Origin of the sequence: Streptomyces scopuliridis RB72, assembly GCF_000718095.1 — a bacterium.
Taxonomy (GTDB): Bacteria; Actinomycetota; Actinomycetes; order Streptomycetales; family Streptomycetaceae; genus Streptomyces; species Streptomyces scopuliridis.
On record NZ_JOEI01000016.1, the window covers coordinates 125,624 to 150,769 of the forward strand.

Sequence of the window (25,146 nt, forward strand, 5' to 3'; positions counted from 1 at the left end):
GGCGGGCCGGGCGCGGGACTCTGTGACGCGCCCTCAGGAACGTTGATGACGCAGCCGGGCCGAGACCCAGCGCGCTCTGCGGCGGAGGATCAGGGAAATACCGAGCCGGGGATCATGGCCCTGCTCGTCGGGGCCGCCCCTTCTGTGGATGATCGGCGCAGAGGCCGAGCGGCGGTTGCGTGCTGCGTCACCGTAGTCGTGCGTCCAGCCCATACTTCGACCTGTGCCCCTGGCCCATGGTCGGTAACCGCGCGGGAGGGGGCCAATTGGCCTATGCGCGAGGCATTTGGCAGTTCGTAGGACAAGCGTTCAAAGGGTGACAACCGGGACGGGCGGCGCGTCGCTCTTCACCGTCCCGTGTGAGCCGCCACCGACCGCGACCACCGTTACCGCCAGCACCGACGCCGCCCGGTTCAGGGGTCCCGTTCAGAGGTCCCGTTCAGGGCCGGTTCAGCGGTCCGGCTCGGGGTCCTTGAGCCAGTTGATGAGTTCCGCGGAGAACGCGGCGGGGTCCTCCTCGTGCGGGAAGTGCCCCAACCCATCGAACAGCCGCCAGCGATAGGGCGCTTCCACATACTCCGCCGACCCGGCGGTGCTGCGCGTCCGCATCGCCGGGTCGAGGGACCCGTGCAGCTGGAGCGTCGGCACCCGCACCGGGCGCTTCATCCGCCGGTTGAACTGGATGCCGTCAGGCCGTGCCATCGACCGCACCATCCAGCGGTACGGCTCGATCGAGCAGTGCGCCGTGGACGGGATGGTCATCGCGCGCCGGTAGATCGCGATCGACTCGTCGTCGGGCAGCCGGGGGCCGGACCAGTCCCGGATCAGCTGCCCCACCAGCGCCGCGTCCTCGGCCACGAGCTGACGCTCCGGCAGCCACGGTCGCTGGAAACCCCAGATATACGATCCGGCGCGGCTCTGCGAGAAGTCGGAGAGCATCGCCGAGCGCCAGCGGCGCGGGTGCGGCATCGAGGAGACCGCGAGCCGGCGCACCAGCTTGGGTCGCATCACGGCCGCCGTCCAGGCGAGATAGCCGCCCAGGTCATGGCCGACGAGCGCCGCGTCGGGCTCACCGAGGGAACGCACCACCCCGGTGATGTCGAGCGCCAGATTGGCGGGGTCGTAACCCCGGGGCGTACGGTCGCTGCCGCCCACTCCCCGCAGATCCATGGCCACCGCGCGATACCCGGCGTCCGCCAGCGCGGTCAGCTGATGGCGCCAGGTCCACCAGAACTGCGGGAAGCCATGGAGCAGCAACACCAGCGGCCCCTCGCCCATCTCGGCGATATGGAAGCGCGCACCATTGGCCGCCACATCACGATGGGTCCAGGGACCATCGAGACGGATGGCGGAGGCCGGCGTCGCTCCTGAGGTCCCACCGGAGGACGTGCCAGGCACCGTGCCGGAGGTCTTGCCGGGGTCGGATTCAGGGGCGGTCATGCAGACGAGCGTGCCACAGACTTGGTGCCTTCCCGGACCTGGCGGGGGTGCGGTTTCACGTTCTGCAGTACGGCCGCCGTCTCCTTGGCCGAGGCGATGGACTTCTCCGGCGGCTTCACCTTCTTGAACTTCAGCAGGGCGAGCCCGGCGAGCAGCGCCGCGAGGATCAGAAACGCTCCGCCCACGATCAGGAACGACCAGGCGAGCCCGAGCCCCAGATTGTGGATTCCGTACGCGGCGGCGAAGCTCAGCACCGGCAGGGAGAACAGGGCGAGCACCGCCGCGATCGTGCCCGCGGCTCCGCCCATCACACCGCGCTTGACGTCCTGTCGGATCTCGGCCTTGGCCAGGGCGATCTCATCGTGCACCAGCGCGGACATCTCGGCGGTGGCCGCGGCGACCAGCTGGCCAATGCTGCGGTCGCCCGCGGCGGCTTCGATCACGGTGCCGGTCCGGACGGCGTCGGCGACGTGCTTGCCGGGGTCGCTCATCGGTGACTCCCTCTTCTCGCTCTTCTCGGCTACGGACCGCTCGGCTACGAATCCGTTGTCCGATCATGCCGGACCGTCGCCGTCCTCGCGCGCTGCCCCCGCGTGTTCCGCCAGCCGACGGTGCTCGGCGGCCTTCGCCTCGTACAGCTCGGCCATGCGCAAGTGGTACCCCGGATCGTCCTGTTCATAGATGTCGGGGATGCCGTCCCTGTCCTCGTCGCGCTCCTCCTCCTCGTACAGCGCGCGGTACTTGCGGACCCGCAGCTTGAGCAGGACCCCGGAGAGGACGGCGGCGATGACCGAGCCGGTCAGCACCGCGGCCTTCACCTCGTCGGTGAGCGCGGGGTCCGTCGAGAAGGCCAGCTCCCCGATGAGCAGTGAGACGGTGAAACCGATCCCGGCGAGCGAGGCGAGCGCGAAGACATCGGGCCAGGCCAGGTCCTCGTTCAGCTCGGCCCTGGTGAAGCGCGCGGCCAGCCAGGTGCCGCCGAAGATGCCGACCGCCTTGCCGACGACCAGACCCAGTACGACGCCGAGGGTCTCCGGCTGTGTGAAGACCTTGCCGAGCGCGCCGCCTGAGACGGAGACGCCCGCGGAGAAGAGTGCGAACAGCGGTACGGCCAGCCCGGCCGAGACGGGGCGCACCAGATGCTCGATGTGCTCGCCGGGGGAGTGCTTCTCGCCCTCGTTCCTGGTGCAGCGCAGCATCAGACCCATCGCGACACCAGCGATGGTGGCGTGGACGCCGCTGTTGTACATCAGGCCCCAGATGACCAGCGCCAGCGGGATATACACGTACCACCCGCGTATGCCCTTGCGCAGCAGCACCCAGAAGACGACGAGCCCGGCGACCGCGCCACCGAGTGCCGCGAAGTTCAGATCGCTGGTGAAGAAGACGGCGATGATCAGGATGGCGAAGAGATCGTCGACGACCGCGAGGGTCAGGAGGAAGGCGCGCAGCGCCGAGGGCAGCGAGGTGCCGATGACCGCGAGGACGGCGAGCGCGAAGGCGATATCGGTGGCGACGGGCACGGCCCAGCCGCTCAGGGAACCGCCGCCGGTCTTGTTGACCAGCACATAGACCAGGGCGGGCACGATCATTCCGGAGAGCGCGGCGATCACGGGGAGCGCGGCTGCCTTGGGGTCGCGCAGTTCCCCGGCCACCAGTTCGCGCTTCAGCTCGATGCCGGCGACGAAGAAGAAGATGGCGAGCAGACCGTCGGCCGCCCAGTGCTGTACGGAGAGGTCGAGGCCGAGCGCCGAGGGGCCGATGTGGAAGTCGCTTACGGCCTCGTAGCTGTGGCTCAGTGGGGTGTTCGCCCAGAGGAGCGCGGCGATGGCGGCGATGAGGAGCAGGACGCCGCCGACGGTCTCCGTGCGCAGCGCCTCCGCGAGATAGTTCCGTTCGGGCAGCGGGAGGCGGCCGAGGAACTTACGGCCGGTGGGGGTGGGCGCGGACACGGGCACGAGGGAAGCCTCCGGTCGATCTGCGGACATGACGCATCACATGCCGACCAGACTTCCCGGCGCACCTTGAAATTCTTGTTGTGTTATTTACGCGCTGCCTACTTTACCCGGCCGCGGCGAGCGCGGCGCAGGGGAGCGGAGACGGGAACACAGAGGCGGGAACACAGCGGCGGGAACACAGCGGCGGGGCGCCCGGCATCCGATGCCAGGCGCCCCGCCGCTTACGTTACGTACGTTCCCGGTCCGCTCAGTCCTCGCTGGTCGCGCTGGGCAGCTGGCTCTGGATGAGGTCCATGACCGACGAGTCGGTGAGTGTGGTGACATCACCGAGCTGACGGTTCTCCGCGATATCCCGCAGCAGACGCCGCATGATCTTGCCGGAGCGGGTCTTGGGCAGTTCGGCGACGGGAAGGATCCGCTTGGGCTTCGCGATCGGACCGAGCGTGGTGCCGACATGGTTGCGCAGCTCGGCCACGAGCCCGTCGTCGACGACGGCCGTGCCCCGCAGGATCACGAAGGCGACGATGGCCTGGCCGGTCGTCTCGTCCGCGGCACCGACCACGGCGGCTTCGGCGACCTTGGGGTGCGAGACGAGGGCCGACTCCACCTCCGTCGTCGAGATGTTGTGGCCGGAGACGAGCATGACGTCGTCCACCCGCCCCAGCAGCCAGATGTCGCCGTCGTCGTCCTTCTTCGCGCCGTCCCCGGCGAAGTACTTGCCCTCGAAGCGCGACCAGTAGGTGTCGATGAACCGCTGGTCGTCGCCCCAGATGGTGCGCAGCATCGACGGCCAGGGCTCGGTCAGGACGAGATAGCCGCCGCCCCCGTTGGGCACCTCGCGGGCCTCGTCGTCCACGACGGTCGCGGAGATGCCGGGCAGGGCGCGCTGGGCTGAGCCCGGTTTGGTCTCCGTCACACCGGGAAGCGGGGAGATCATCATGGCGCCGGTCTCGGTCTGCCACCAGGTGTCCACGATCGGGGTCTTGCCGGCGCCGATGTGCTCGCGGTACCAGATCCATGCCTCGGGGTTGATCGGCTCACCGACCGAGCCCAGCACCCGCAGCGAGGTCAGATCGAACTTCGCGGGGATGTCGTCGCCCCACTTCATGAACGTACGGATCGCGGTCGGCGCGGTGTAGAGGATCGTCACCCCGTACTTCTGCACGATCTCCCAGAACCGCCCCTGGTGCGGGGTGTCGGGCGTGCCCTCGTACATCACCTGTGTGGCGCCGTTGGCCAGCGGCCCGTACACGATGTACGAGTGGCCCGTCACCCAGCCGATGTCAGCCGTGCACCAGTACACGTCCGTCTCGGGCTTGAGGTCGAACACGGCGTGGTGGGTGTAGGCCGCCTGGGTGAGATAGCCGCCCGAAGTGTGCAGGATGCCCTTGGGCTTACCCGTCGTCCCTGAGGTGTAGAGGATGAAGAGCGGGTGCTCCGCCGGGAACGCCTCCGGGATGTGCTCCGGGGACTGGCGCCCGACGATGTCGTGCCACCACACATCACGGGAGTCGTCGAAAGCCGTGTCCTGGCCGGTACGGCGGACCACCAGCACATGCTCCACCTGCGGGCACTTGGCGACGGCCTCGTCGATGGCCGGCTTGAGGGCGCTCGGCTTGCCCCGGCGGTAACCACCGTCGGACGTGATCACCAGCTTGGCGTCGGCGTCCTGGATACGGGACGCGACGGCGTCGGCCGAGAAGCCGCCGAAGACCACGGAGTGCGCGGCCCCGATCCGGGCGCAGGCCAGCATGGCGACCGCGGCCTCGGGGATCATCGGCAGATATACGGCGACCCGGTCGCCCGCGCGCACGCCCAGCTCGGTGAGCGCGTTGGCGGCCCGCGACACCTCGTCCTTCAGCTCCGCGTAGGTGATCGCGCGGCTGTCGCCCGGCTCGCCCTCGAAGTGGATGGCCACGCGGTTTCCGTGACCGGCCGCCACATGGCGATCGACGCAGTTGTAGGCGACATTCAGCTCGCCGTCCGCGAACCACTTCGCGAATGGCGGGTTCGACCAGTCCAGCGTCTCGGTCGGCTCGGTGACCCAGGTGAGCCGCCTCGCCTGCTCGGCCCAGAAGCCAAGCCTGTCCGCCTCGGCCTGCTCGTACGCCTCCGCCGTCACATTGGCGTGCGCGGCCAGCTCGGCCGGCGGTGCGAACCGCCGGTCCTCCTTGAGCAGGTTGGCCAGGCTTTCGTTGCTCACGACATCTCCCTTTCCCAGGGCGTCCTATGTGTCCCGGGCCTAGCTCATCAGGCGGATGCCCGGGTGACAAGGGGCTTCCGGAAATTGGTTTAGACCTGTGCGATGGGGATCGGATCCGCCGCCCGGACACGGGTCCCGGATCAGCTGTCCCGCGTCCGGCTGAGAAATGGCCCTCCTCCCCGGGGTGGTGGGGAAGGGGGCCACACACTCTCACGGATGCGGTACGAGGTCGGTTCAGGCGCGCGACTCCTCCAGCGTGGTCGGGGCCACCCGGTTGAACACCTCTTCGTCGCTGTAGTCGCCGCGGGCCCCGACCCCGTCCGCCAGCAGATAGGCCTGGGCCTCGCCGACATGGAAGTACATCCCGTGCAGCTCCAGCGTGCCCTCGGCCAGCCGCCGGGCCACCGACTCATGGGCCCGCAGATGCTCCAACTGCTGTACGACATTGGTCAGACAGAGCTGCTCGACGGCGTCGGAGGGCAGCCGTCCGGAGATCCTGGCCCAGGAGTGCTGACGGCTTCGCATCCGCTCCAGGCTGGGCAGCCCGTGGCGCAGCCAGCGCCGTAGCGGGGTCGCGGCCCCGTCCGCGTCGGCGGGGGTGTTCAGCAGGGCCTGCATCGCCCCGCATCCCGAATGCCCGCACACGGTAATGGACTCCACGCACAGGACATCCACCGCGTACTCAATCGCCGCCGCCACCGAATCGTCCGCGCCGTCCGCCCCGGGCAGCGGGACCAGATTCCCCACGTTCCGTACGGTGAACAGATCGCCCGGACCACTGGACGTGATCATGCTCGTCACCAGCCGGGAGTCGGCGCAGGTGAGGAAGAGCTGCGAGGGCCGCTGCCCCTCGCGCGCCAGCCGGGCCAGCTCACCGCGTACCAGCGGCGCCGTATTGCGCTGGAAGGAGCTGATCCCGCTGGCCAGTTGACTGACCCCCGGCGAACGCGCCACGCCCGCGGACCCAGTGCCACCGAACCGTGTGCGGCCCGTGGCGCGCTTCTTCGGTCCTGACGGCGTGGTTCCGGACGCGTCGGCCGCGGGTGGGTCGGTTGAGGACAGGTCGGCTGCGGACGGGGCGTCGTCCCTCTGCTCCGAGCGCTGCGAGGCATTCACCTGCGTGAGTGAGTGCTCCGCGCACTGGTGGTTGCGCCATGGAGTCCAGGGCCGGCAACAGGTGGGCGACTCCGTGGCGGGCTCAGCGATCCGGCCGCCCGCCCGGCCGGTGAACTCGGCCATACCGCCATGGGCGATATGCGCGGTCTGCCAGTCGTGCAGGGCCTCGAACGCCGCGTGGTCCATGAAGGATCCGTCAAGCTCGACCACGCAGTCCGCGTCCCAGGGCACCTGGTGCAGCATCCGGCTGAGCCGCGGCACGGCGAGGAACGTCAACTGGCCCCGCGCGCGTACGCGGTGGATCCCGTCCTGCACCTCGACCGTGATCCGGGTCCTGGTGAGCCGGTGCAGCGCCACCGCGACCGCCACCGCGATCCCGATCACCACGCCCTCCAGCACGCCGGTGAACACCACGGCGGCCAGCGTCACCACGTACACCAGCATTTCGCGGTTCCGCTGCACGCTGCGCAGATGGACGAGGTTCACCATCTGGACCCCGACGACCATCACCAGCGCGGCCAGGGCCGCCAGCGGGATCAGATCCAGCACCGGCACCAGCAGCAGGGCCGCGATGGCGACCCACAACCCGTGCAGCATGGTCGAGTGCCGGCTCACCGCGCCGGTCGCCACATTGGCGGCGCTGCGTACGGCGACGCCCGTGACGGGCAGGCCGCCGAGTGCGCCCGAGACGACATTCCCCGCCCCTTGTCCGGCCAGCTCCCGGTCCAGCCGGGCGCGCGGGATCTGGACGTTCGGCTTCTTGCGCGCCGCCGTCAGCTTGTCCACGGCCACCGCGGACAGCAGCGATTCGACGCTGCCGACCAGGGTGACGGTGAGAACGGCCGCGAGGAGTCCGAGCACCGGCCCCTCGGGCAGCGCGGGCAGGGCATGGCTGCTCCAGGAGGGCAGATCGACGCGCTCCAGACTGACTCCGGCGAGCGCCGCCAGGGCCGTCGCGATCGCCACCGCGGCGAGCGTGCCCGGGATCTTGCGGACGATCCGGCCCGTACGCCCCGGAATCCGTGGCCAGGCGAGCAGTACGGCGATGGTCAGCAGGCTTACGGAGAGCGCGCCCGGATGCAGATTGGCCAACTGGGCGGGCAGACCGCGCACATTGTCGACGGCGGAGCTCTGCGGCGTACCGCCGAGCACGATATGGAGCTGGGCGAGCGCGATCGTGACACCGATGCCGGCGAGCATGCCGTGCACGATCGCCGGGCTGACGGCGAGCGCCGAGCGGGCCACCCGCAGTGCGGCGAGGCCGAGTTGGGCGAACCCGGCGCAGACCGTGATGGCACAGGTGACGCGCCAGCCGAACCGCTGGATCAGATCGGCGGTGACGACGGTGAGCCCGGCGGCGGGGCCGCTGACCTGAAGCGGGGCCCCGCCCAGCCGGCCGACGATCAGCCCGCCGACCGCGGCGGCCACCAGGCCCGCCTGGAGCGGTGCGCCGGTGGCGAGCGCGATACCCAGGGAGAGCGGCAGCGCGATCAGGAAGACGGAGATCGACGCGGACACATCGGCTCCGGCGATCCGGAACCCCCGTCCTCCGCTGCCTCCAGGGCCGCCGCGGTGGTCGGGGCCTTCACCCGGAGGTCTGCGCGGCCGTCGGAGGCGTGAGATGCGCGCGAACCGGGACGCGGGCTCGGTGGGGGTGGTCCGGACCGTGGAGTCGATGCGGGCGGTCCAGGACACGGGGTTGGTGCGGGTGGGGATGGCGGCAGTCATTTTCCCGTCTCCTCCGGGCAGCGCGGTCGCGATATATGGGGGCGCGGCCGTGGGTCACGGCGTGCGGTGGCGGGACGTTGTTCCTCAACACTCGGTAAATAGATCGTAATGGAGAGTAAAGAGTCTGGCATGACATTCAGGGCAAATGGGGCAAGGCTTCACCCGGTGTAGTGATTAGTGATCTTGTACGGCTTGTCGTTTCTTCTTCTCATCGGTCTCAGTGCGACGTTGTCGGCGCTCGGCGCCGTGCCGGCACTCGCCGCTCGGCACTTCGGTACTGAACCTGAAGGAAGAGGGTGGGCGGATGCTGGCCGCCACAAAGAGAATCGGCTTCGGTGCCGCCGTCATGGCGCTCGCCGTCGGACTCGCGGGGTGTTCCGGATCGCCGGAAACCAATGACGGGGCCACGAAGGGTGCCCCCGGCGCCCCGAAGGCCCCCGGGGCCGCCGAGAACGCCCCACACCTCATCGGCGACGGCTCAACCGCGTTCACCGGCGCCCAGCCGCATCTGCCGAAGCCGGAGCAGCTGAAGCCCGGCCAGAAGCCGCCCCAGTTCGTGGTGTTCTCCTGGGACGGCGCGGGCGAGGACAGCCAGAAGCTCTTCTCCCACTTCCGCGGGGTCGCCAAGAAGTACAACGCGAAGATGACGTACTTCCTGAGCGGCGTCTATCTCCTCCCCGAGGAGAAGGCGGACCTGTACGACCCGCCCCAGCACGGTCGCGGTACCTCGGACATCGGTTTCAATGACGCCGAGGGGATCAAGGACACGCTGCGGGAGCTGCGTGGCGCCTGGCACGACGGCAATGAGATCGGTACCCACTTCAACGGCCATTTCTGCGGCAACGAGGGCGGCGTCGGCACCTGGTCCGTCGACGAGTGGAAGAGCGAGATCAACCAGGCCAAGTCCTTTGTGAAGAACTGGAAGACCAACGCGGGCCTGAAGGACGAGGCCCCGCTCCCCTTCGACTACGACAAGGAAATGATCGGCGCCCGCACGCCCTGCCTGGAAGGGCAGAAGAACATGATGCAGGCGGCGAAGACGATGGGATTCCGCTACGACTCCAGCGGCATCGGGGACCAGGTCTGGCCGAAGAAGACGGACGGTCTCTGGGACATTCCGCTCCAGCTGGTCCCGGTGCCGGGGCGTGATTTCGAGACGCTCTCGATGGACTACAACTTCATGTTCAACCAGTCAGGGACGGTCAACGGCGATCCTTCGCAGCACGCGTACTGGGGCAACCAGATGCGCGACGGCCTGCTGGAGGCCTTCGACCGCGCCTATAACGGGAACCGCGCACCGCTGATCATCGGCAACCACTTCGAGTCCTGGAACGGTGGCACGTACATGACCGCCGTCGAGGACACGATCAAGACGGTCTGCGTCCAGAAGGACGTGCGGTGCGTGACGTTCCGCCAGCTCGCCGACTGGCTGGACGCGCAGGACCCGCAGGCCCTGGACAAGTTCCGCGGCCTGGGCGTCGGCAAGGCGCCCAAGGGCGGCTGGACGGCGCTCGCGGCGGCCCCCGCGTCCAAGAGCCCGTCCCCGGCCGCCCGCCCGGCCGGCCACTCCGAAGAGCACTGACGGGCACCGACGGCAGGGCGGAGGACGGGCGCGTTCCCGTATCAGGACGGCTGGGGTACGGCGAGTGCCTCGCTGAGGACGAAGGCGGGGTCGACCTGCGCCGCGAGGTCGACGCCCGTCTTCGCGTTGCCCCAGCTCTCCGCGTTCCTGAGGTGGAAGTGGACCATCTGCCGCGTGTACCGCTCCCAGTCGCGCTGCTCGTACGAGTCCTCCGCCGCGTCCTGGAGCGTCTGGAGCGCGCAGCGGTTGTCCGCCTCCAGGAGCTCGAAGCGGATCGGCCGGCCCTTCTCCATCGCCCGGACCCAGTCGGAGTGGCCCACGGTGATGAGCAGGTCGTCGCCCACCTCCTCGCGGAGGAAGTCCAGATCGTCCTGGCCCTGGACCTTGTTGCCGATGACCTTCAGCGAGACGCCGAAGTCCCGCGCGTACTCCTTGTACTGGCGGTATACGGACACGCCCTTCCGCGTCGGCTCCGCCACCAGGAACGTCATGTCGAACCGGGTGAACATCCCGGAGGCGAACGAGTCCGAGCCCGCCGTCATGTCGACCACCACGTACTCGTCCGGACCGTCGACCAGATGGTTGAGGCACAGCTCGACCGCGCCGACCTTGGAGTGGTAGCAGCTCACCCCCAGATCCGAGTCGGTGAAGGGACCGGTGGCCATCAGCCGGATCTCGCCGTCGTCGAGCCGGACGGTACGGGCGCACGCCTCGTACACCGGATTGTTCTCGCCGACCCGGAGCAGCCGCGACCCCTCACCCGGCGGTGTCGTCTTGATCATCGCTTCGGCCGACGGGATCCGCGGATTGCTGCCCCGCAGATAGTCCTTGATCAGCGGAAGGTGCGCACCCATCGCGGGCAGCGCGGCGGCCTCCGTCTCGTCGAGGCCGAGCGCGGCCCCAAGATGCTGGTTGATGTCGGCGTCCACCGCGACGACGGTGGCTTCGTTGGCGGTCAGATGACGGATGAAGAGCGAGGACAGCGTGGTCTTGCCGCTGCCGCCCTTGCCCACGAAAGCGATCTTCATGTTCACCTAGCGTAGTGGCAACCTCGCTCAAGGTGAGGGAGTTGAGTGAGGAAGACCACTCCAAGGTGGGGCGCACGGCATGGGCGCGTAGCCTCCCTACTTATGAGTACGACTGCCTCAGACGCCTCCTTCGCGCCCCGGCCGGAGGACCCCCTGCTCGCGCTGGCCTCCTTGCCGGGGGTTCCCGACGCGGTGGATTCCGTACGCAAGGCGGTCGACCGCGTCTATAGCCACCGCGTGATGCGCCGCCGCAGTAACGAGGTCACCTCCGAGGCGGCCCTGCGGGCGGCGCGCGGCTCCGCGGCGCTGTCCGGTGCCGATTGGGCGCTCGAAGAGGTGCGCCGGCGCAGCGACTTCGGGTCGGAGGCCGAGGCCCGTACGGTCGGCGCGGCTCTCCGGCTGAACGCCGAGGCCGGTCAACTCCTCTCCATCTGGGGGCAGTCACCGCTTCGTGTGCTCGCCAGGCTGCATCTGGTGGCCGCGGGGGGCGCGGGTGTCACGGACGAGACGGTGGGGCGGCCCCGGCTGGCGGGCGAGCCGGTCGTGGAGGCGCCCGGGAGTGAAGTGCCGGAACCGCTGACCAAGGCTCCGCTGCCGGAGGCTGACGAGGTGGCCGGGCGGCTGGAGGGACTGTCGCGGCTGGTGATCGCGCCGAGCAGGGCGCCGGCCCTGGTGGCGGCGGCGGTGGTACACGGCGAGCTGCTGGCGCTGCGCCCCTTCGGCTCGTACAACGGCTTGGTGGCGCGGGCTGCCGAGCGTGTGGTGCTGATCGGCAGCGGCCTTGACCCCAAGTCGGTCTGTCCGGCGGAGGTGGGTCACGCGGAGCTGGGGCGCACGGCGTACGCGGCCGCCTTTGACGGCTATCTGTCGGGTACCCAGGAGGGCATGGCGGCGTGGATCACCCACTGCGGGCGGGCGATCGAGCTGGGCGTACGGGAGTCGACCGCCGTGTGCGAAGCGCTTCAGCGGGGCGCGGCCTGAGTCGACACGCCCAGGCTTGATCGGCCCGAGCGAAAGTCGCCTGAACAGGGTTGCGGCGGCGCCTTTTTGGCACCGCCGCTGGCATGTCCACCGAGTTACCAAGCGTCCTCGTTATGTTGCCCATCAGGTCGGGTACTTCGCCCGTCACCTGGTGCAGCTGGCCCGTAATCGACGGGTCGACGTCGCGTGGGTGCTCAGTTTTCATGCTCGGTCCGTGGGGCCTGGTGCGTAAACAGGTGATCCTCTCGGATGTCCTTGGTCTCGCGGGCCGTTGACTCCTTTCTACTCCTGTCCGCAGGGATGTGAAACCCCTGGCCGGACTTCTTTACTTTTAGGTTCAAAGAATGGCAAAACGGTCATGAGTTACGCGGCTCAGGCCGGCCGGGTGACCGTGAGGCCGGATGGCATCAGGCGAGCGTCGACTGCCGTCGTCTGCTGGCGTACCAGACCAGCCCGGCAGTCGCCGCGGCCGCACCCACCGCTGCCGCCGCGACCAGTGCCGGCCGGGGCGGCATGGAGAAGGCGGGCAGGCGTTGCTTGAGTCGCACGGGCCGGTTGAAGACGAGAATCGGCCAGTCGCGCGCCGTCGCCTCCCGGCGCAGCGCGCGGTCCGGGTTGACCGCGTAGGGGTGCCCGACCGACTGGAGCATCGGCACGTCGGTGACGGAGTCGCTGTACGCGTAGCAGCGGGAGAGGTCGTACCCCTCGGACGCGGCGAGTGCCTTGATCGCCTCGGCCTTGGTCGGTCCGTACGCGTAGTACTCCACCTCGCCCGTGAAGCAGCCGTCGGCGCCGACGACCATCCGGGTGGCCACCACCCGGTCGGCGCCGAGCAGCTCGCCGATGGGCTCGACGACCTCCGCGCCGGAGGTGGACACGATCACCACATCGCGGCCGGCGATGTGATGGTCCTCGATGAGGGACGCCGCCTCGTCGTAGATGATCGGGTCGATGAGATCGTGCAGTGTCTCGGCGACGATCTCTTTGACCTGCTGGACGTTCCAGCCCTTGCAGAGCGCGGAGAGATACTCCCGCATCCGCTCCATCTGGTCGTGATCGGCGCCTCCGGCGAGGAAGACGAACTGCGCGTATGCGGTGCGCAGTACGGCGCGGCGGTTGATCAGGCCGCCTTGGTAGAAGGACTTGCTGAAGGTCAACGTCGATGACTTCGCAATGACCGTCTTGTCCAGGTCAAAGAAGGCTGCTGTACGCGGCAAGGAGTGGTTTTCCACGAGGCCGAGCATATGCGCCCACCATTCGGCGTAAGCTGGGGCGCGTGGGTTTGCCTGAGAAGGCTCTCGGGTACACCATGGAAGTCACGGATCGTTCGCGACCGTGCTAACCCGGTCCGGCTCCTCCCCCCCCGAGTCGGCCGTGGGGACGACCCCCGCTCTCCCCCCCGGCGGGGGTCGTCGCATGTCCGGACGCGTTTTCGGCTCTTCGAAGCCACTCGTCCCCCTTCCTGAAGCTCTGTGTGCGATGGCGCCTCCGCGAGCATGCCCGTCACTGTGTGTAGCCAATGCGCTCCTCTCCGGAAGTCACTGGTATGAGCTACCGGGATATTCACAACTGGTGAGTTGTCCACAGTTTTCAAGCAAGATCCACACGATTTCTTGTTGCCCTGCACGGTGATTCCTGCCGCGAAGTTCGCGGAAGCCGGAATCACGGATACCGGATCACTGCGAGATCGCGGAGAGAAGCGCTCGCGGATAGCCGGATCGAAGAAGAGATAGGGGGCGGAGATCGTGGCTGGATCCATGACATCCGATCGTTCACGGATCGGCGGGGGCAACGGGGCGGGACCGCTGATCCTGACCGAGGATGTGGAGTTGCTGGACGATCTGCTGAGGCTCTGCGCCGCGGCCGGCGCCGAGCCGCAAGTCCATCATTCGGTGCCGGAGCGGAAGGGGTGCTGGGAGGACGCGCCGATGGTCCTTGTCGGCGATGACGCGGCGGCGCGCTGCCGTGGCGCCACCCGCAGGCGGCACGTGATGCTCGTCGGGCGGGACCAGGACGACCCGGGTGTGTGGCGGCGAGCGGTGGAGATCGGCGCGGACTGCGTGCTGCGGCTGCCGGACGCCGAGAGCTGGCTCGTCGACCGGATCGCGGACGCCGCCGAAGGGGTCGGCCGGCCCGCGCTCACCGTCGGTGTGATCGGCGGACGGGGCGGCGCTGGGGCCTCGACGCTGGCGTGCGCCCTGGCCGTCACCGCCGCGCGCGCCGGGCGGCGCACGATGCTCATCGACGCCGATCCACTCGGTGGCGGCCTCGATGTGGTGCTCGGCGGCGAGCAGGCGGAGGGCAGAAGGTGGCCGGATTTCGCCGCTTCCAAGGGACGTGTCGCGGGCGGCGCGCTGGAGGAGTCGCTGCCCTGGCTCCACGAGCTGCGGGTGCTCAGCTGGGACCGCGGGGATTCTGTGGCGATCCAGCCGGAGGCCATGCGGTCGGTGCTGGCGGCGGCTCGCAGACGCGGTGGGGTCGTGGTCGTGGACCTGCCCCGGCGCGTCGACGAGGCCGTCGCGGAGGCCCTGGCGCAGCTGGATCTGGGGCTGTTGGTGGTGCCCGCCGAGCTGCGGGCCGTCGCCGCCGCCGGCCGGGTGGCCTCGCTTGCGGGCATGGTCCTCAGGGATCTGCGCGTGGTGGTCCGGGGTCCGTACGCCGCCGGGCTGGACGAGCAGTGGATCGCCGACGCGCTCCGGCTGCCCCTGGTGGGCGAACTGCCCCTGGAGCCGGGGCTGTCGGAGTCCCAGGACGGCGGAGCGCCCCCGGGATCCCGGCCGCGCGGACCGCTGGCCGCGTTCTGTACGGCCTTCTGGGAGCGGGCGCTGGCCGGGGACGGGAGCGTGACGTCATGAGCGGCGGCGCGGCGGCTGGAATGAGCGGCGGCGCGGCGGCGTACGGGCTGCTGGACGCCGTACGGCAGCGGCTCGCGGAGAGCGGGGCGGACCCGACACCGGCGCGGGTGGCGGCGGCGTTACGGGCTCAGGGACGGTTGCTGGGCGATACGGAAGTGCTCGGGGCCGCGGCGGAGTTGCGGTGCGAGCTGGTGGGGACGGGCCCTCTGGAGCCGCTTCTCGACGACCCCTCGGTGACGGACGTGCTTGTCTCCGCGCCCGACCGGGTGTGGGTGGACCGGGGCGGCGGCCTTGAGCTGACGGCCGTGTCGTTCGCCGACGCCGCTTCCGTACGGAGGCTGGCGCAGCGGCTCGCCGCCGTGGCCGGGCGCCGGCTCGATGACGCCAGACCCTGGGTGGACGCGCGACTGCCCGACGGGACACGGATGCACGCGGTGCTGCCGCCGGTGGCGGTCGGCTCGACCTGCCTGTCGCTGCGCGTGGTGCGGCCCAAGGCGTTCTCGCTGACGGAGTTGACCGCGGCGGGGACCGTACCGCCCGGCGGGGAGCGGGTGTTGCGGGCGCTGATCGAGGCCCGGCTGTCATTCCTGATCAGTGGTGGCACGGGCACGGGAAAGACCACGCTCCTGTCCACCCTGCTCGGTCTGGTCGGGGAGCGCGAGCGGATCGTACTGGCCGAGGACTCCGCCGAGTTGAGGCCCGACCATCCACATGTGGTGCGGCTGGAGGGGCGGCCGGCGAACCAGGAGGGCGCGGGCCTGGTGACGCTGCGGGATCTCGTCAGACAAGCGTTGCGGATGCGGCCGGACCGGCTGGTCGTCGGCGAGGTCCGAGGCCATGAGGTCACCGAACTGCTCGCCGCCCTGAACACGGGACACGAGGGCGGCTGCGGCACCGTTCACGCGAATACGGCGGCGGACGTCCCCGCCCGTCTGGAGGCGCTGGGCACGGCGGCAGGCCTCGACCGGGCGGCGCTGCACAGCCAGCTGGCGGCCGCGCTGTCCGTCGTGATCCATCTCGTACGGGACCGCGACGGACACCGGAGGATCGCCGAGATGCATGTGCTGGAGCGGGACGGCGCGGGGCTGGTGGTGCCGGTGCCCGCGCTGCGCTGGGGCGCCGGAGGCTTCGCGTACGACCGTGGCCGGCCACGGTTGCTGGCGCTGATCGGAGGCGCGCCGTGACGGCCCTGACGATGTCTCTCACCGTCTTCGCGGCGGTGCTGTGCGCCGGGGGAGCGGTGCGGCTGGCCGTCGGCCAGGAACGGGGGCTGCGGCGCGCCAGGCGGCTGCTCACGGCTCCGGGCGCGTCCGTCGCCGCGATGCCTGGGGCGCCGCCTTGGGAGCGATGGCTGCCGGAGGCTCGCGAGCGGGCGCGAAGGCTGCACGGAAAGTGGCTGTGTCTGCCGCCCGCAGTGCTGCTCGCGCTGCTGGGCGAGTCGGTGCTGCCGCTGTTCGGCGGCGTGCTGGCGGTGCCGCTGGTGGGGCGGTGGCTGCGGGCCAGGGAGCGGAGGAAGGCGCGTGAGCGGCTGGCCGACAGGATCGTCGCGCTGTGCGGCACGGCCGCGGGCGAGCTGCGAGCCGGTATGCAGCCCACCCAGGCACTGCTGGCCGCCGCCGGATCGACCGGTGGTCTGGGAAGCGCGGAGGGAGCCGTGCTGGCGGCCGCGCGGTTCGGCGGTGACGTACCCGACGCGCTGCGGAAGGCGGCGCGTGAGCCGGGAGCGGACGGCCTCGTGGGACTCGCGGCCTGCTGGCGGGTGGCCGTCGACGGCGGTGCGGGGCTCGCCGCCGGGCTGGATCGCCTGGACGCGGCGCTAAGGGCGGAAAGAGAGCAACGGGAAGGGTTACGAGCCCAGTTGGCGGGGGCCTGGGCGACGGTCGTGGTGCTGGCGCTGCTTCCCGTAGTGGGCCTGGCGCTGGGCTGGGCCCTGGGCGCGGATCCGCTGCGCGTTCTGCTGCACACCCCGGCCGGGCTCGGCTGCCTGGCGGTGGGCGGGCTGCTGGAGGGCGCGGGCCTGTGGTGGGCCGCCCGGATCGTACGTACCGGGGAGGCGCCGTGACGGGGGAGTTCGCCCACAGGCTGTGGGTGGCCGCCCCGGTGGTCACCGCGATCGGCTCTCTGGCCTCCGCGGTGGCGGCCGCGCGGCGTGAACGACGGGTGCGGAAGCGGTTCGCGGCCCTGCTGGCGGCCCAGTACGGACGGCGGCGGCCACGGCCCCGGGCGGCGGCGGAGTGGGCGCGGCGCTGGGGCCCGCCGGCCGGCGCGGTGATCTTCGGCTGGGTCATGGTCGGCGGGGTGGCCGGCTGGCTGGTCGGGCTCGTCGGGGCGTACGGGGTCCGCAGATGGCTGTGCACGAGAAAGCCGGACGACCGCACCGGTACCGAAGAGGCGGCCCGTCAGCTCCCGCTCGCCGCCGATCTGCTGGCCGCCTGTATCGCGGCGGGGGCGGGACCGCGTGAGGCCGCGGAGGCGGTCGGCGAGTCGCTGGGCGGACCCGTCGGCGACCGGCTGGCACGGACGGCAGCGGAGCTGCGGCTCGGCGGCGAACCGGCCGAGGCGTGGGGGCGGTTCGGGGAGATACCGGGCGCGGCGGGGCTGGCCCGCTGTCTGGAACGGGCGGGATCGACCGGAGCGCCGGCCGCCGAGCCGGTGTCCCGGCTGGCAGAGGGCTTCAGGGCGGAGCAGGCCCGGGCCGCGGTGGCCAGAGCGCAGCGGGCTCAGGTGCTGATCACGGCTCCGGTGGGGCTGTGCTTTCTCCCCGCCTTCCTGGCGGTGGGGGTGGCGCCGGTGGTCATCGGTCTGGCGAGCGGACTGCTGAACGGCAACTGACCAATTTCTGCGGCTTTCTATGGCTTTCTAGGGCTTCTACGGGGAGATGACATGTGGATGAGGATCCGACGCATGCGGTGGGCACGGCTGCGCGGGGCGCGGGCCGACGCCGGGATGACCACGTCGGAGTACGCGGTGGGGACGATCGCCGCCTGCGCGCTCGCGGCGGTGCTCTACAAGGTGGTCACGAGCGGGCCCGTGGCGGGTGCCTTGCAGTCGTTGATCGGGAGGGCGCTCAGTGCGCAGTTCTGAGACGGACCGTACGCGCGTGGCCCGCCGCCGGCGCCTGGACCGTCGCGGCGACCTGGGGTTTGTGACGGCGGAGGCGGCGGTGGCGGTACCGGCGCTGGCCGTGTTCGCCCTGGCCCTGGTCTGGGCGCTGATGGCGGCCTCCGCGCAGATCCAGTGCGTGGACGCGGCGCGGGCGGGGGCGAGAGCGGCCGCCAGAGCCGAGCCACGGGCCGCGGCGGTGGCCGCTGCCCGTTCGGCCGCCCCGGAGGGCGCCAGGGTCGCTCTGGGGCGTACAGGCGATCTGTGGCGGGTGCGGGTGGAGGCGCCGACGCCGGGGCCGGGCGCCCTGGCCCTCACGCTCACCGCCGAGGCCGTCGCGTCGGCGGAGGACGCCATGGACGCCCTGGACCCCGTACAGGCAGCGAGAGACGGCTCTGGAGGCCCGCACACGGCCGGGGCGGCGCCATGACCAGGGACCGGGCCAGGGACCGGGGGTCCGCGACGGTGTGGGTGGCGATGGCGGCGACCGCGCTGTGTGCCGTCTTCGCCCTGGTGCTCGCCATGGGGCAGGCGGTCGTCGCCCGGCACCGGGCGGGCGCGGCGGCCGACCTGGCGGCCCTCGCCGCGGCGGACCACGCACTCCTGGGGTCGGCGGACGCCTGCCACAGAGCGGCCGAGGTGGCGGCGGCGCAGGGATCGGAGGTGGTGCGATGCGTGGTGAGCGGTGAGATCGCGGATGTGACGGCGCGGGCGGCCTTCGGGCCGTACGCCCCGACGGTCAGGGCACGGGCGGGCCCACCGCTGCCCGCACCCCTGCCAGGTGCCGTGCCGGGCGTCCCGGACGGGCCCTAAGCCACGGTGGACGCGTCCGCATCCGCCTCGGCCGGGGCGGCGGGGGCGGCGCTGAGGAGCTCGGTCAGGAGTCGTACGGCGCCTCGTTTGTGCAGGGGGTCGTTGCCGTTGCCGCACTTGGGGGACTGGATGCAGGACGGGCAGCCGGCGTCGCACTCGCAGGAGGCGATCGCCTCGCGGGTGGCCGTGAGCCACTCACGGGCCGTCCGGAAGGCCCGCTCCGCGAAGCCCGCGCCGCCGGGATGGCCGTCGTACACGAAGACCGTCGGCAGCAGCGTGTCCGGGTGGAGGGGCACGGACACCCCGCCGATGTCCCAGCGGTCGCAGGTCGCGAAGAGCGGCAGCATCCCGATCGAGGCGTGCTCGGCGGCGTGCAGCGCGCCGCCCAGCTGCTCGGGATTGACCCGGGCCCGGTCGAGCTGGTCCTCGGTGACCGTCCACCACACGGCCCGGGTACGGAGCGTCCGTGGCGGCAGATCGAGCTTGCTCTCGCCCAGTACCTCGCCGGTGATGAGCCGGCGGCGCAGAAAGGAGACGACCTGGTTGGTGACTTCGACGGAGCCGTAGCAGAGGCGTCCCTCGCCCCAGGGGATCTCCGTGTCGGTTTCGAGCACGGAGATGGCGGTGGTGTCACGGGCGGTCGTGGAGTACGGCGGGTTCGCCTCCTCGACCAGGGCGACCGAGTCCGCCAGGTCGAGCCGCTTCACCAGGTACGTACGGCCCTGGTGGAGGTGGACGGCGCCGTCGTGGACGGCGGTGTGGGAGGCGGCTTCGTCGACCGTGCCCAGCAGCCGTCCCGTCCCCGCCTCGACGATCTGGACGGGACTGCCGCCCTCGCCCCGGATGTCGGCGAGATCGGCGGCCCGCTCGCGGCGGGTCCAGTACCAGCCGGAGTTGCGGCGCCGCAGCAGCCCCGCGGTCTCCAGCTGAGGAAGCAGGTCGGGTACGGCGGGGCCGAAGAGCGTCAGATCGGCTTCGGTGAGCGGGAGTTCCGCGGCGGCCGCGCACAGATGGGGGGCGAGGACGTACGGGTTGTCGGGGTCGAGGACGGTGGACTCCACGGGCTGCTGGAACAGCGCCTCGGGGTGGTGGACGAGGAAGGTGTCCAGCGGATCGTCCCGGGCGACCAGGATGGCCAGCGCCCCCTGCCCGGAGCGCCCGGCCCGGCCCGCCTGCTGCCACAGGGAGGCGCGGGTGCCCGGATAACCGGCGATGACGACGGCGTCCAGGCCCGAGACGTCGATGCCGAGCTCCAGGGCGGTCGTGGCGGACAGGCCCAGCAGCTCGCCGGAGTGCAGGGCGTTCTCCAGGGCGCGGCGTTCCTCGGGGAGGTAGCCGCCGCGGTAGGCGGCGACCCGGCGGGCCAGCGAGCGGTCCACCTCGGCCAGCCGTTCCTGGGCGATCACGGAGATGAGCTCGGCGCCGCGCCGGGAGCGTACGAAGGCGACCGTACGGACGCCCTGGACGGTCAGGTCGGTGAGGAGGTCGGCGGTCTCGGCGGTGGCGGTACGGCGGACGGGGGCGCCCTTCTCGCCGTGGAGATCGGTGAGCGGTGGCTCCCAGAGCGCGAAGACCAGCTCGCCGCGCGGTGAGGCGTCGTCGGCGACCTCGTGGACGCGCAGACCGGTGAGCCGGCCTGCGGCCTGGGCCGGTTCCGCGGCGGTCGCCGAGGCGAGCAGGAAGACCGGATTCGCTCCGTAGCGGGCGCATACGCGGCGGAGCCGGCGCAGTACCTGCGCCACATGGGAGCCGAAGACGCCGCGATAGGTGTGGCACTCGTCGATGACGACATAGCGCAGGGCGCGCAGGAAGGAGGCCCAGCGGGGGTGGGACGGGAGTATCCCCCGGTGCAGCATGTCCGGATTGGTCAGCACATAGTTGGCGTACTGCCTGACCCACTCCCGTTCCTCGACGGGGGTGTCACCGTCGTAGACGGCGGGGCGCACGCGGTTGCCGAGCGGGGCGGCCAGCGCCTTGACGGCGCGGCGCTGGTCGGCGGCGAGAGCCTTCGTCGGGGCGAGATAGAGCGCGGTCGTGCCTCTGCCGTTGGGCGCCTCGGAGCCGTCCAGGAGGGTGGTCAGTACGGGGGCGAGATAGGCGAGGGACTTTCCGGAGGCGGTGCCGGTGGCGATCACGACGGACTCGCCGTCCAGGGCGTGCTCGGCGGCCGCCGCCTGGTGGGCCCACGGATGGTCGATACCGGCCCGCTGAATGGCGTTGATCACTTCCGCGCGGATGCGGTCGGGCCAGACTGCATGACGGCCCGCACGCGGGGGCAGGTGCTCCGTATGGGTGATGCGCGCAGCACGGCCCGCCCCCGTGGCGAGCCGGTCGAGGACCGTACGGGGGGAGGGGCGGTTGCCCCCGCTCTCGGGGGGTCCACTGGGGCGGTGATTCCTGGCCATCGGCATCGAGTGTGTCACTGGCGTGACGGACAATGGTCTCAAGGCGTCGTGCATGACTGCTGGTAAGTGATTGAATGCCATCGCGGCTGGCGATACGTCCCCTGGCTCCGTCGGGGAGACCCGAGGGGCGACCGCTCGATAGCAAGGTGCTGGAGGATCCGTGGACCTGTCCCTGTCGACTCGCAATGTGTCCGGCCCTGGTGGCGACCGTACGGTCGTCGAGGTCGGTGGCGAGATTGATGTGTATACCGCGCCCAAGCTGCGCGAGCAGTTGGTCGAGTTGGTGAACGACGGCAGCTACCACCTGGTTGTCGACATGGAGGGCGTGGACTTCCTGGACTCGACCGGTCTCGGCGTGCTCGTGGGTGGCCTGAAGCGTGTGCGCGCCCATGAGGGCTCGCTGCGTCTGGTCTGCAACCAGGAGCGCATTCTCAAGATCTTCCGGATCACCGGTCTCACCAAGGTGTTCCCGATCCACACCACGGTCGACGAGGCCGTAGCGGCCACCGACTGAGGTCGGTCGCGTCTTCCGGAGGAGAGGGCAGAGGCACCGGGCGTGATGCCCGGCGCCCGCGCCCGTGAGTTTCCACGCTCGTACGTTCGAGGGGGATCGCATGGCCACCGTTGAACTCCGCTTCAGCGCCCAGCCCGAACATGTCAGAACGGCCCGTCTTGTGGCGGCCGCCGTGGCTCGTCGGGCAGGCGTCGATGAGGCTGTGTTGGACGAGGTCAGACTCGCGGTCGGTGAAGCGTGCAGCCGGGCGGTCGGGCTGCACCGCAGCCATGGCATCACCGCACCGGTGAGAGTCGTGCTGAACGAGGAGGAGAAAGCCTTCTCCATCGAGGTCGGCGACGGCGTCACGGCCGCGGGCGATGCCGCCGCGGGGGAAGCCCGCGACGGCGCGGCGCCGGGCGACTCCCACGAGAGCGATGCCGAGGGCGAGGACGAGATGGGCCTCGCGGTCATCAGCGGGCTCGTCGACGATGTGGAAGTCACCTCGGGCGACGACGGTGGCGTCATCCGGATGAGCTGGCCGACGGCCTCGGCCGTCGCGCTGCCCTGACGGCGTTGCCCCCGGCCCTTTCGGGCAGCCGGACGGAGAGCCGGTGATCCATTCTCCAGGAAGGCCCTGCTGAGCAGGGCCTTCCTCTTTTTCATCGGATTATCGATCACCCATTAACGCGCTTATCCCATTACCCATTCCAAGGTCATTCGATAAGTCAAGGTCAATTGCATGTGGCGTGCTCTGTTTTGATCAGGTTCCGCTCCCTACAATCCGTCCATCTTGAACGCTGAGCGTCAAGGAGGACGAATGGCGGGGCACTTCCAATCACAACTGTCCGAGCACCCCACTTCTCTCGCTGCCGCGATACTCACGGACGACAACCGCGTCATCGTGATCGTCATCGCGGTCGTCGCGCTGGCGGCGCTGTTCGTTGCCCAGCTGCTGGTGCGCCAGGTGCTGGCCGCCGGCGAGGGCACCGATTCGATGAAGGAGATCGCGGCCGCCGTACAGGAAGGCGCGAATGCCTATCTGGCACGGCAGTTGCGCACCCTCGGCGTATTCGCCGTCGTGGTGTTCTTCCTGTTGATGTTGTTGCCGGCCGACAACTGGTCACAACGCGCGGGACGTTCGCTGTTCTTCCTGGTGGGTGCGCTTTTCTCGGCGGCCACCGGTTACATCGGCATGCGTCTCGCCGTACGCAGCAATGTGCGGGTGGCGGCCGCCGCGCGCGAGGCGACACCGGCGGAGGGCGAGCCGGAGAAAGATCTCACGGCCGTTTCGCACAAAGCCATGAAGATCGCTTTCCGTACGGGTGGCGTGGTCGGCATGTTCACGGTGGGCCTCGGTCTGCTCGGCGCCTCCTGTGTGGTCCTCGTCTACGCCGCCGACGCCCCCAAGGTGCTGGAGGGCTTCGGCCTCGGCGCCGCGCTGATCGCCATGTTCATGCGAGTCGGCGGCGGCATCTTCACCAAGGCGGCCGACGTCGGCGCCGACCTGGTCGGCAAGGTCGAGCAGGGCATCCCCGAGGACGATCCGCGCAACGCGGCGACCATCGCGGACAACGTGGGCGACAACGTCGGTGACTGCGCGGGTATGGCAGCCGACCTGTTCGAGTCGTACGCGGTGACGCTCGTGGCCGCGCTGATCCTCGGCAAGGCGGCGTTCGGGGACTTCGGGCTCGCCTTCCCGCTGATCGTCCCGGCGATCGGGGTGATCACCGCGATGATCGGCATCTTCGCGGTCGCCCCGCGCCGGGCCGACCGCAGCGGGATGAGCGCCATCAACCGCGGCTTCTTCATCTCCGCGGTGATCTCGCTCGCGCTCGTGGCCGTGGCGTCCTTCGTCTACCTGCCGTCCTCGTACGCCGAGCTGGACGGGGTCACGGACCAGGCGATCCTGACGCACAGCGGCGATCCGAGAGTGCTCGCCCTGCTCGCGGTCGCCATCGGCATCGTGCTGGCGGCCCTGATCCAGCAGCTCACCGGCTACTTCACGGAGACCACCCGGCGCCCGGTCAGGGACATCGGCAAGTCCTCCCTGACGGGCCCCGCGACCGTCGTCCTCGCGGGCGTGGCCATCGGTCTGGAGTCTGCGGTCTACACGGCGCTGCTGATCGGTCTCGCGGTCTACGGGGCGTTCCTGCTCGGCGGTACGTCGATCATGCTCGCCCTCTTCGCGGTCGCTCTGGCGGGCACCGGTCTGCTCACCACCGTCGGCGTCATCGTCGCCATGGACACCTTCGGGCCGGTCTCCGACAACGCCCAGGGCATCGCCGAGATGTCCGGCGACGTCGAGGGCGCGGGCGCGCAGGTCCTCACCGACCTCGACGCCGTGGGGAACACCACGAAGGCCATCACGAAGGGCATCGCCATCGCCACGGCCGTACTCGCCGCGTCGGCGCTCTTCGGCTCGTACCGGGACGCCATTGCCACCTCCGTCGCGGATGTGGGGGCCAAGGCGGGCGAGCTGACGCTCAGTCTGGACATCTCCCAGCCCAACAACCTGGTCGGGCTGATCTTCGGCGCCGCGGTCGTCTTCCTCTTCTCGGGGCTGGCGATCAACGCGGTCTCGCGGTCGGCCGGTTCCGTGGTCTACGAGGTGCGCCGGCAGTTCCGGGAGCACCCCGGGATCATGGACTACACCGAGAAACCGGAGTACGGCCGGGTGGTCGACATCTGCACCAAGGACGCGCTGCGGGAGCTGGCCACCCCGGGACTGCTCGCCGTCCTCACCCCCATCGCCGTCGGCTTCTCGCTCGGCGTGGGCGCGCTCGGCTCGTTCCTGGCCGGTGCGATCGGTACGGGCACGCTGATGGCCGTCTTCCTCGCCAACTCCGGAGGTGCCTGGGACAACGCCAAGAAGCTCGTCGAGGACGGCCACCACGGCGGCAAGGGCAGTGAGGCCCATGCCGCGACGGTCATCGGGGACACCGTGGGGGACCCGTTCAAGGACACGGCGGGCCCCGCCATCAACCCGCTGCTGAAGGTGATGAACCTGGTGGCGCTGCTCATCGCCCCGGCGGTCGTGCAGTTCAGCTACGGAGCCGACGCCAGCGCCGGCGTCCGCGCGCTGGTGGCGGTGCTCGCCCTCGTCGTCATCATCAGCGCGGTCTATGTCTCCAAACGGCGCTCGGTCACGGTGGACGGCGGAGGTGAGGGCGGCAGGGGCGGTTCCGGCGGCGGGAACGAGAAGTCGCCCGATTCGGTGGCGGCCTCCTGACGGCCCGGGAACATCCAGGAGCGGGCGGGTGGCGCGGAGCGACGCGCCGCCCGCCCGCTCGCGCCGGCCATGGACGGCGTACGCCCGGCGTGAGGTGTCTCTCTCTTGGTGCAAATGGCTGCAATAGGGCATGGACCGGACGTTCGGCGCGCGGTTGTCGCCCACTTGGCGTGTATGTTCCGGGGCCGAGAGCCTTGGAAGGGACCCATC

Annotated in this window: 21 protein-coding genes; 12 read left to right on the top strand and 9 right to left on the bottom strand. The window is 70.4% G+C overall.

Translation table 11 applies throughout. The features are described from left to right. Positions 1–33: 33 nt before the first annotated feature. The 6 genes from IF11_RS42205 to IF11_RS0121290 form a co-directional block, all read right to left on the bottom strand. Complete coding sequence (locus IF11_RS42205) at positions 34–213, bottom strand: hypothetical protein (protein ID WP_078490818.1); 180 nt, start codon at positions 211–213, stop codon at positions 34–36. A 237-nt stretch (positions 214–450) separates the two neighbouring features. Beyond that, positions 451–1,440, bottom strand: coding sequence for an alpha/beta fold hydrolase (locus tag IF11_RS0121270; protein WP_078490819.1), 990 nt, complete (start codon positions 1,438–1,440; stop codon positions 451–453). Continuing rightward, the gene (locus IF11_RS0121275) at positions 1,437–1,931 is read right to left on the bottom strand and encodes a phage holin family protein (RefSeq protein WP_030353258.1); all 495 of its coding nucleotides are present in this window, start codon (positions 1,929–1,931) and stop codon (positions 1,437–1,439) included. Before IF11_RS0121275 ends, IF11_RS0121270 begins: the two co-directional genes overlap by 4 nt. A 63-nt stretch (positions 1,932–1,994) precedes the next feature. Beyond that, entirely contained in the window at positions 1,995–3,392 is a 1,398-nt protein-coding gene (nhaA, locus tag IF11_RS0121280) for a Na+/H+ antiporter NhaA (protein ID WP_030353259.1), read from the bottom strand. 253 nt (positions 3,393–3,645) lie between these two features. Continuing rightward, positions 3,646–5,601: an acetate--CoA ligase gene (gene acs / locus IF11_RS0121285; protein WP_030353260.1), complete on the bottom strand. Its 1,956-nt coding sequence runs from the start codon at positions 5,599–5,601 to the stop codon at positions 3,646–3,648. Positions 5,602–5,835: 234 nt separating this feature from the next. Then, entirely contained in the window at positions 5,836–8,445 is a 2,610-nt protein-coding gene (locus IF11_RS0121290; RefSeq protein WP_078490820.1) for a bifunctional SulP family inorganic anion transporter/carbonic anhydrase, read from the bottom strand. A 304-nt stretch (positions 8,446–8,749) separates the two neighbouring features. Between IF11_RS0121290 and IF11_RS0121295 the strand changes: the two genes are divergently transcribed. Continuing rightward, on the top strand, positions 8,750–10,027 hold the full coding sequence (locus IF11_RS0121295) for a polysaccharide deacetylase family protein (protein WP_030353262.1): 1,278 nt from the start codon (positions 8,750–8,752) through the stop codon (positions 10,025–10,027). A gap of 41 nt (positions 10,028–10,068) precedes the next feature. On the opposite strand, the gene IF11_RS0121300 is transcribed toward IF11_RS0121295, so the two are convergent. After that, a complete protein-coding gene (locus IF11_RS0121300) occupies positions 10,069–11,055 on the bottom strand; it encodes an ATP-binding protein (protein WP_030353263.1) in 987 nt (328 codons plus the stop codon). A 102-nt stretch (positions 11,056–11,157) separates the two neighbouring features. Between IF11_RS0121300 and IF11_RS0121305 the strand changes: the two genes are divergently transcribed. Next, positions 11,158–12,036: a Fic family protein gene (locus IF11_RS0121305; RefSeq protein WP_030353264.1), complete on the top strand. Its 879-nt coding sequence runs from the start codon at positions 11,158–11,160 to the stop codon at positions 12,034–12,036. Between the two features lie 407 nt (positions 12,037–12,443). Here IF11_RS0121305 and IF11_RS0121310 read toward each other — a convergent pair whose 3' ends face one another. Next, positions 12,444–13,280, bottom strand: coding sequence for an HAD family hydrolase (locus tag IF11_RS0121310; protein WP_030353265.1), 837 nt, complete (start codon positions 13,278–13,280; stop codon positions 12,444–12,446). Between the two features lie 513 nt (positions 13,281–13,793). On the opposite strand from IF11_RS0121310, the gene ssd reads away from it, so the two are divergent. From ssd to IF11_RS0121345, 7 genes are read left to right on the top strand one after another with little or no spacing between them, the layout of a single operon-like run. After that, positions 13,794–14,891, top strand: coding sequence for a septum site-determining protein Ssd (gene ssd, locus IF11_RS0121315; RefSeq protein ID WP_106979218.1), 1,098 nt, complete (start codon positions 13,794–13,796; stop codon positions 14,889–14,891). Beyond that, positions 14,888–16,075, top strand: a complete 1,188-nt coding sequence (locus IF11_RS0121320) for a TadA family conjugal transfer-associated ATPase (RefSeq protein WP_106979219.1) — start codon at positions 14,888–14,890, stop codon at positions 16,073–16,075. Before ssd ends, IF11_RS0121320 begins: the two co-directional genes overlap by 4 nt. Positions 16,076–16,086: 11 nt before the next feature. Continuing rightward, positions 16,087–16,953, top strand: coding sequence for a type II secretion system F family protein (locus IF11_RS0121325; RefSeq protein WP_030353268.1), 867 nt, complete (start codon positions 16,087–16,089; stop codon positions 16,951–16,953). Continuing rightward, positions 16,950–17,723, top strand: coding sequence for a type II secretion system F family protein (locus tag IF11_RS0121330; RefSeq protein ID WP_030353269.1), 774 nt, complete (start codon positions 16,950–16,952; stop codon positions 17,721–17,723). The genes IF11_RS0121325 and IF11_RS0121330 overlap by 4 nt, the downstream gene beginning before the upstream one ends. Before the next feature lie 51 nt (positions 17,724–17,774). Beyond that, positions 17,775–17,975, top strand: a complete 201-nt coding sequence (locus IF11_RS0121335) for a DUF4244 domain-containing protein (protein ID WP_030353270.1) — start codon at positions 17,775–17,777, stop codon at positions 17,973–17,975. Continuing rightward, on the top strand, positions 17,962–18,423 hold the full coding sequence (locus IF11_RS0121340) for a TadE family type IV pilus minor pilin (RefSeq protein WP_407706406.1): 462 nt from the start codon (positions 17,962–17,964) through the stop codon (positions 18,421–18,423). The genes IF11_RS0121335 and IF11_RS0121340 overlap by 14 nt, the downstream gene beginning before the upstream one ends. After that, complete coding sequence (locus IF11_RS0121345) at positions 18,420–18,806, top strand: Rv3654c family TadE-like protein (RefSeq protein ID WP_037728210.1); 387 nt, start codon at positions 18,420–18,422, stop codon at positions 18,804–18,806. The genes IF11_RS0121340 and IF11_RS0121345 overlap by 4 nt, the downstream gene beginning before the upstream one ends. Here the strand turns inward: IF11_RS0121345 and IF11_RS0121350 are convergent. Continuing rightward, on the bottom strand, positions 18,803–21,292 hold the full coding sequence (locus tag IF11_RS0121350) for a DEAD/DEAH box helicase (RefSeq protein ID WP_078490821.1): 2,490 nt from the start codon (positions 21,290–21,292) through the stop codon (positions 18,803–18,805). The two genes, IF11_RS0121345 and IF11_RS0121350, sit on opposite strands and share 4 nt — an antisense overlap. Positions 21,293–21,371: 79 nt before the next feature. Here IF11_RS0121350 and IF11_RS0121355 point away from each other — a divergent pair, with 79 nt between their 5' ends. From IF11_RS0121355 to IF11_RS0121365, 3 genes are all read left to right on the top strand, one after another. Continuing rightward, complete coding sequence (locus IF11_RS0121355; protein WP_003967428.1) at positions 21,372–21,725, top strand: STAS domain-containing protein; 354 nt, start codon at positions 21,372–21,374, stop codon at positions 21,723–21,725. A gap of 100 nt (positions 21,726–21,825) precedes the next feature. Then, a complete protein-coding gene (locus IF11_RS0121360) occupies positions 21,826–22,275 on the top strand; it encodes an ATP-binding protein (RefSeq protein WP_078490822.1) in 450 nt (149 codons plus the stop codon). Positions 22,276–22,524: 249 nt separating this feature from the next. Further along, positions 22,525–24,936: a sodium-translocating pyrophosphatase gene (locus tag IF11_RS0121365; RefSeq protein WP_030353275.1), complete on the top strand. Its 2,412-nt coding sequence runs from the start codon at positions 22,525–22,527 to the stop codon at positions 24,934–24,936. Positions 24,937–25,146: the final 210 nt, after the last annotated feature.

What these genes read in the sequence shown, in the direction of transcription:
- IF11_RS0121345 (WP_037728210.1), top strand. Translation starts at nt 18,420, where the DNA reads ATGACCAGGGACCGGGCCAGGGACCGGGGGTCCGCGACGGTGTGGGTG.
- IF11_RS0121290 (WP_078490820.1), bottom strand. Translation starts at nt 8,445, where the DNA reads ATGACTGCCGCCATCCCCACCCGCACCAACCCCGTGTCCTGGACCGCC.
- IF11_RS0121360 (WP_078490822.1), top strand. Translation starts at nt 21,826, where the DNA reads ATGGCCACCGTTGAACTCCGCTTCAGCGCCCAGCCCGAACATGTCAGA.
- IF11_RS0121295 (WP_030353262.1), top strand. Translation starts at nt 8,750, where the DNA reads ATGCTGGCCGCCACAAAGAGAATCGGCTTCGGTGCCGCCGTCATGGCG.
- IF11_RS0121365 (WP_030353275.1), top strand. Translation starts at nt 22,525, where the DNA reads ATGGCGGGGCACTTCCAATCACAACTGTCCGAGCACCCCACTTCTCTC.
- ssd (WP_106979218.1), top strand. Translation starts at nt 13,794, where the DNA reads ATGACATCCGATCGTTCACGGATCGGCGGGGGCAACGGGGCGGGACCG.
- IF11_RS0121305 (WP_030353264.1), top strand. Translation starts at nt 11,158, where the DNA reads ATGAGTACGACTGCCTCAGACGCCTCCTTCGCGCCCCGGCCGGAGGAC.
- IF11_RS0121310 (WP_030353265.1), bottom strand. Translation starts at nt 13,280, where the DNA reads ATGCTCGGCCTCGTGGAAAACCACTCCTTGCCGCGTACAGCAGCCTTC.
- IF11_RS0121325 (WP_030353268.1), top strand. Translation starts at nt 16,087, where the DNA reads ATGTCTCTCACCGTCTTCGCGGCGGTGCTGTGCGCCGGGGGAGCGGTG.
- IF11_RS42205 (WP_078490818.1), bottom strand. Translation starts at nt 213, where the DNA reads ATGGGCTGGACGCACGACTACGGTGACGCAGCACGCAACCGCCGCTCG.
- IF11_RS0121335 (WP_030353270.1), top strand. Translation starts at nt 17,775, where the DNA reads ATGTGGATGAGGATCCGACGCATGCGGTGGGCACGGCTGCGCGGGGCG.
- IF11_RS0121270 (WP_078490819.1), bottom strand. Translation starts at nt 1,440, where the DNA reads ATGACCGCCCCTGAATCCGACCCCGGCAAGACCTCCGGCACGGTGCCT.
- IF11_RS0121300 (WP_030353263.1), bottom strand. Translation starts at nt 11,055, where the DNA reads ATGAAGATCGCTTTCGTGGGCAAGGGCGGCAGCGGCAAGACCACGCTG.
- IF11_RS0121350 (WP_078490821.1), bottom strand. Translation starts at nt 21,292, where the DNA reads ATGGCATTCAATCACTTACCAGCAGTCATGCACGACGCCTTGAGACCA.
- IF11_RS0121275 (WP_030353258.1), bottom strand. Translation starts at nt 1,931, where the DNA reads ATGAGCGACCCCGGCAAGCACGTCGCCGACGCCGTCCGGACCGGCACC.
- IF11_RS0121320 (WP_106979219.1), top strand. Translation starts at nt 14,888, where the DNA reads ATGAGCGGCGGCGCGGCGGCTGGAATGAGCGGCGGCGCGGCGGCGTAC.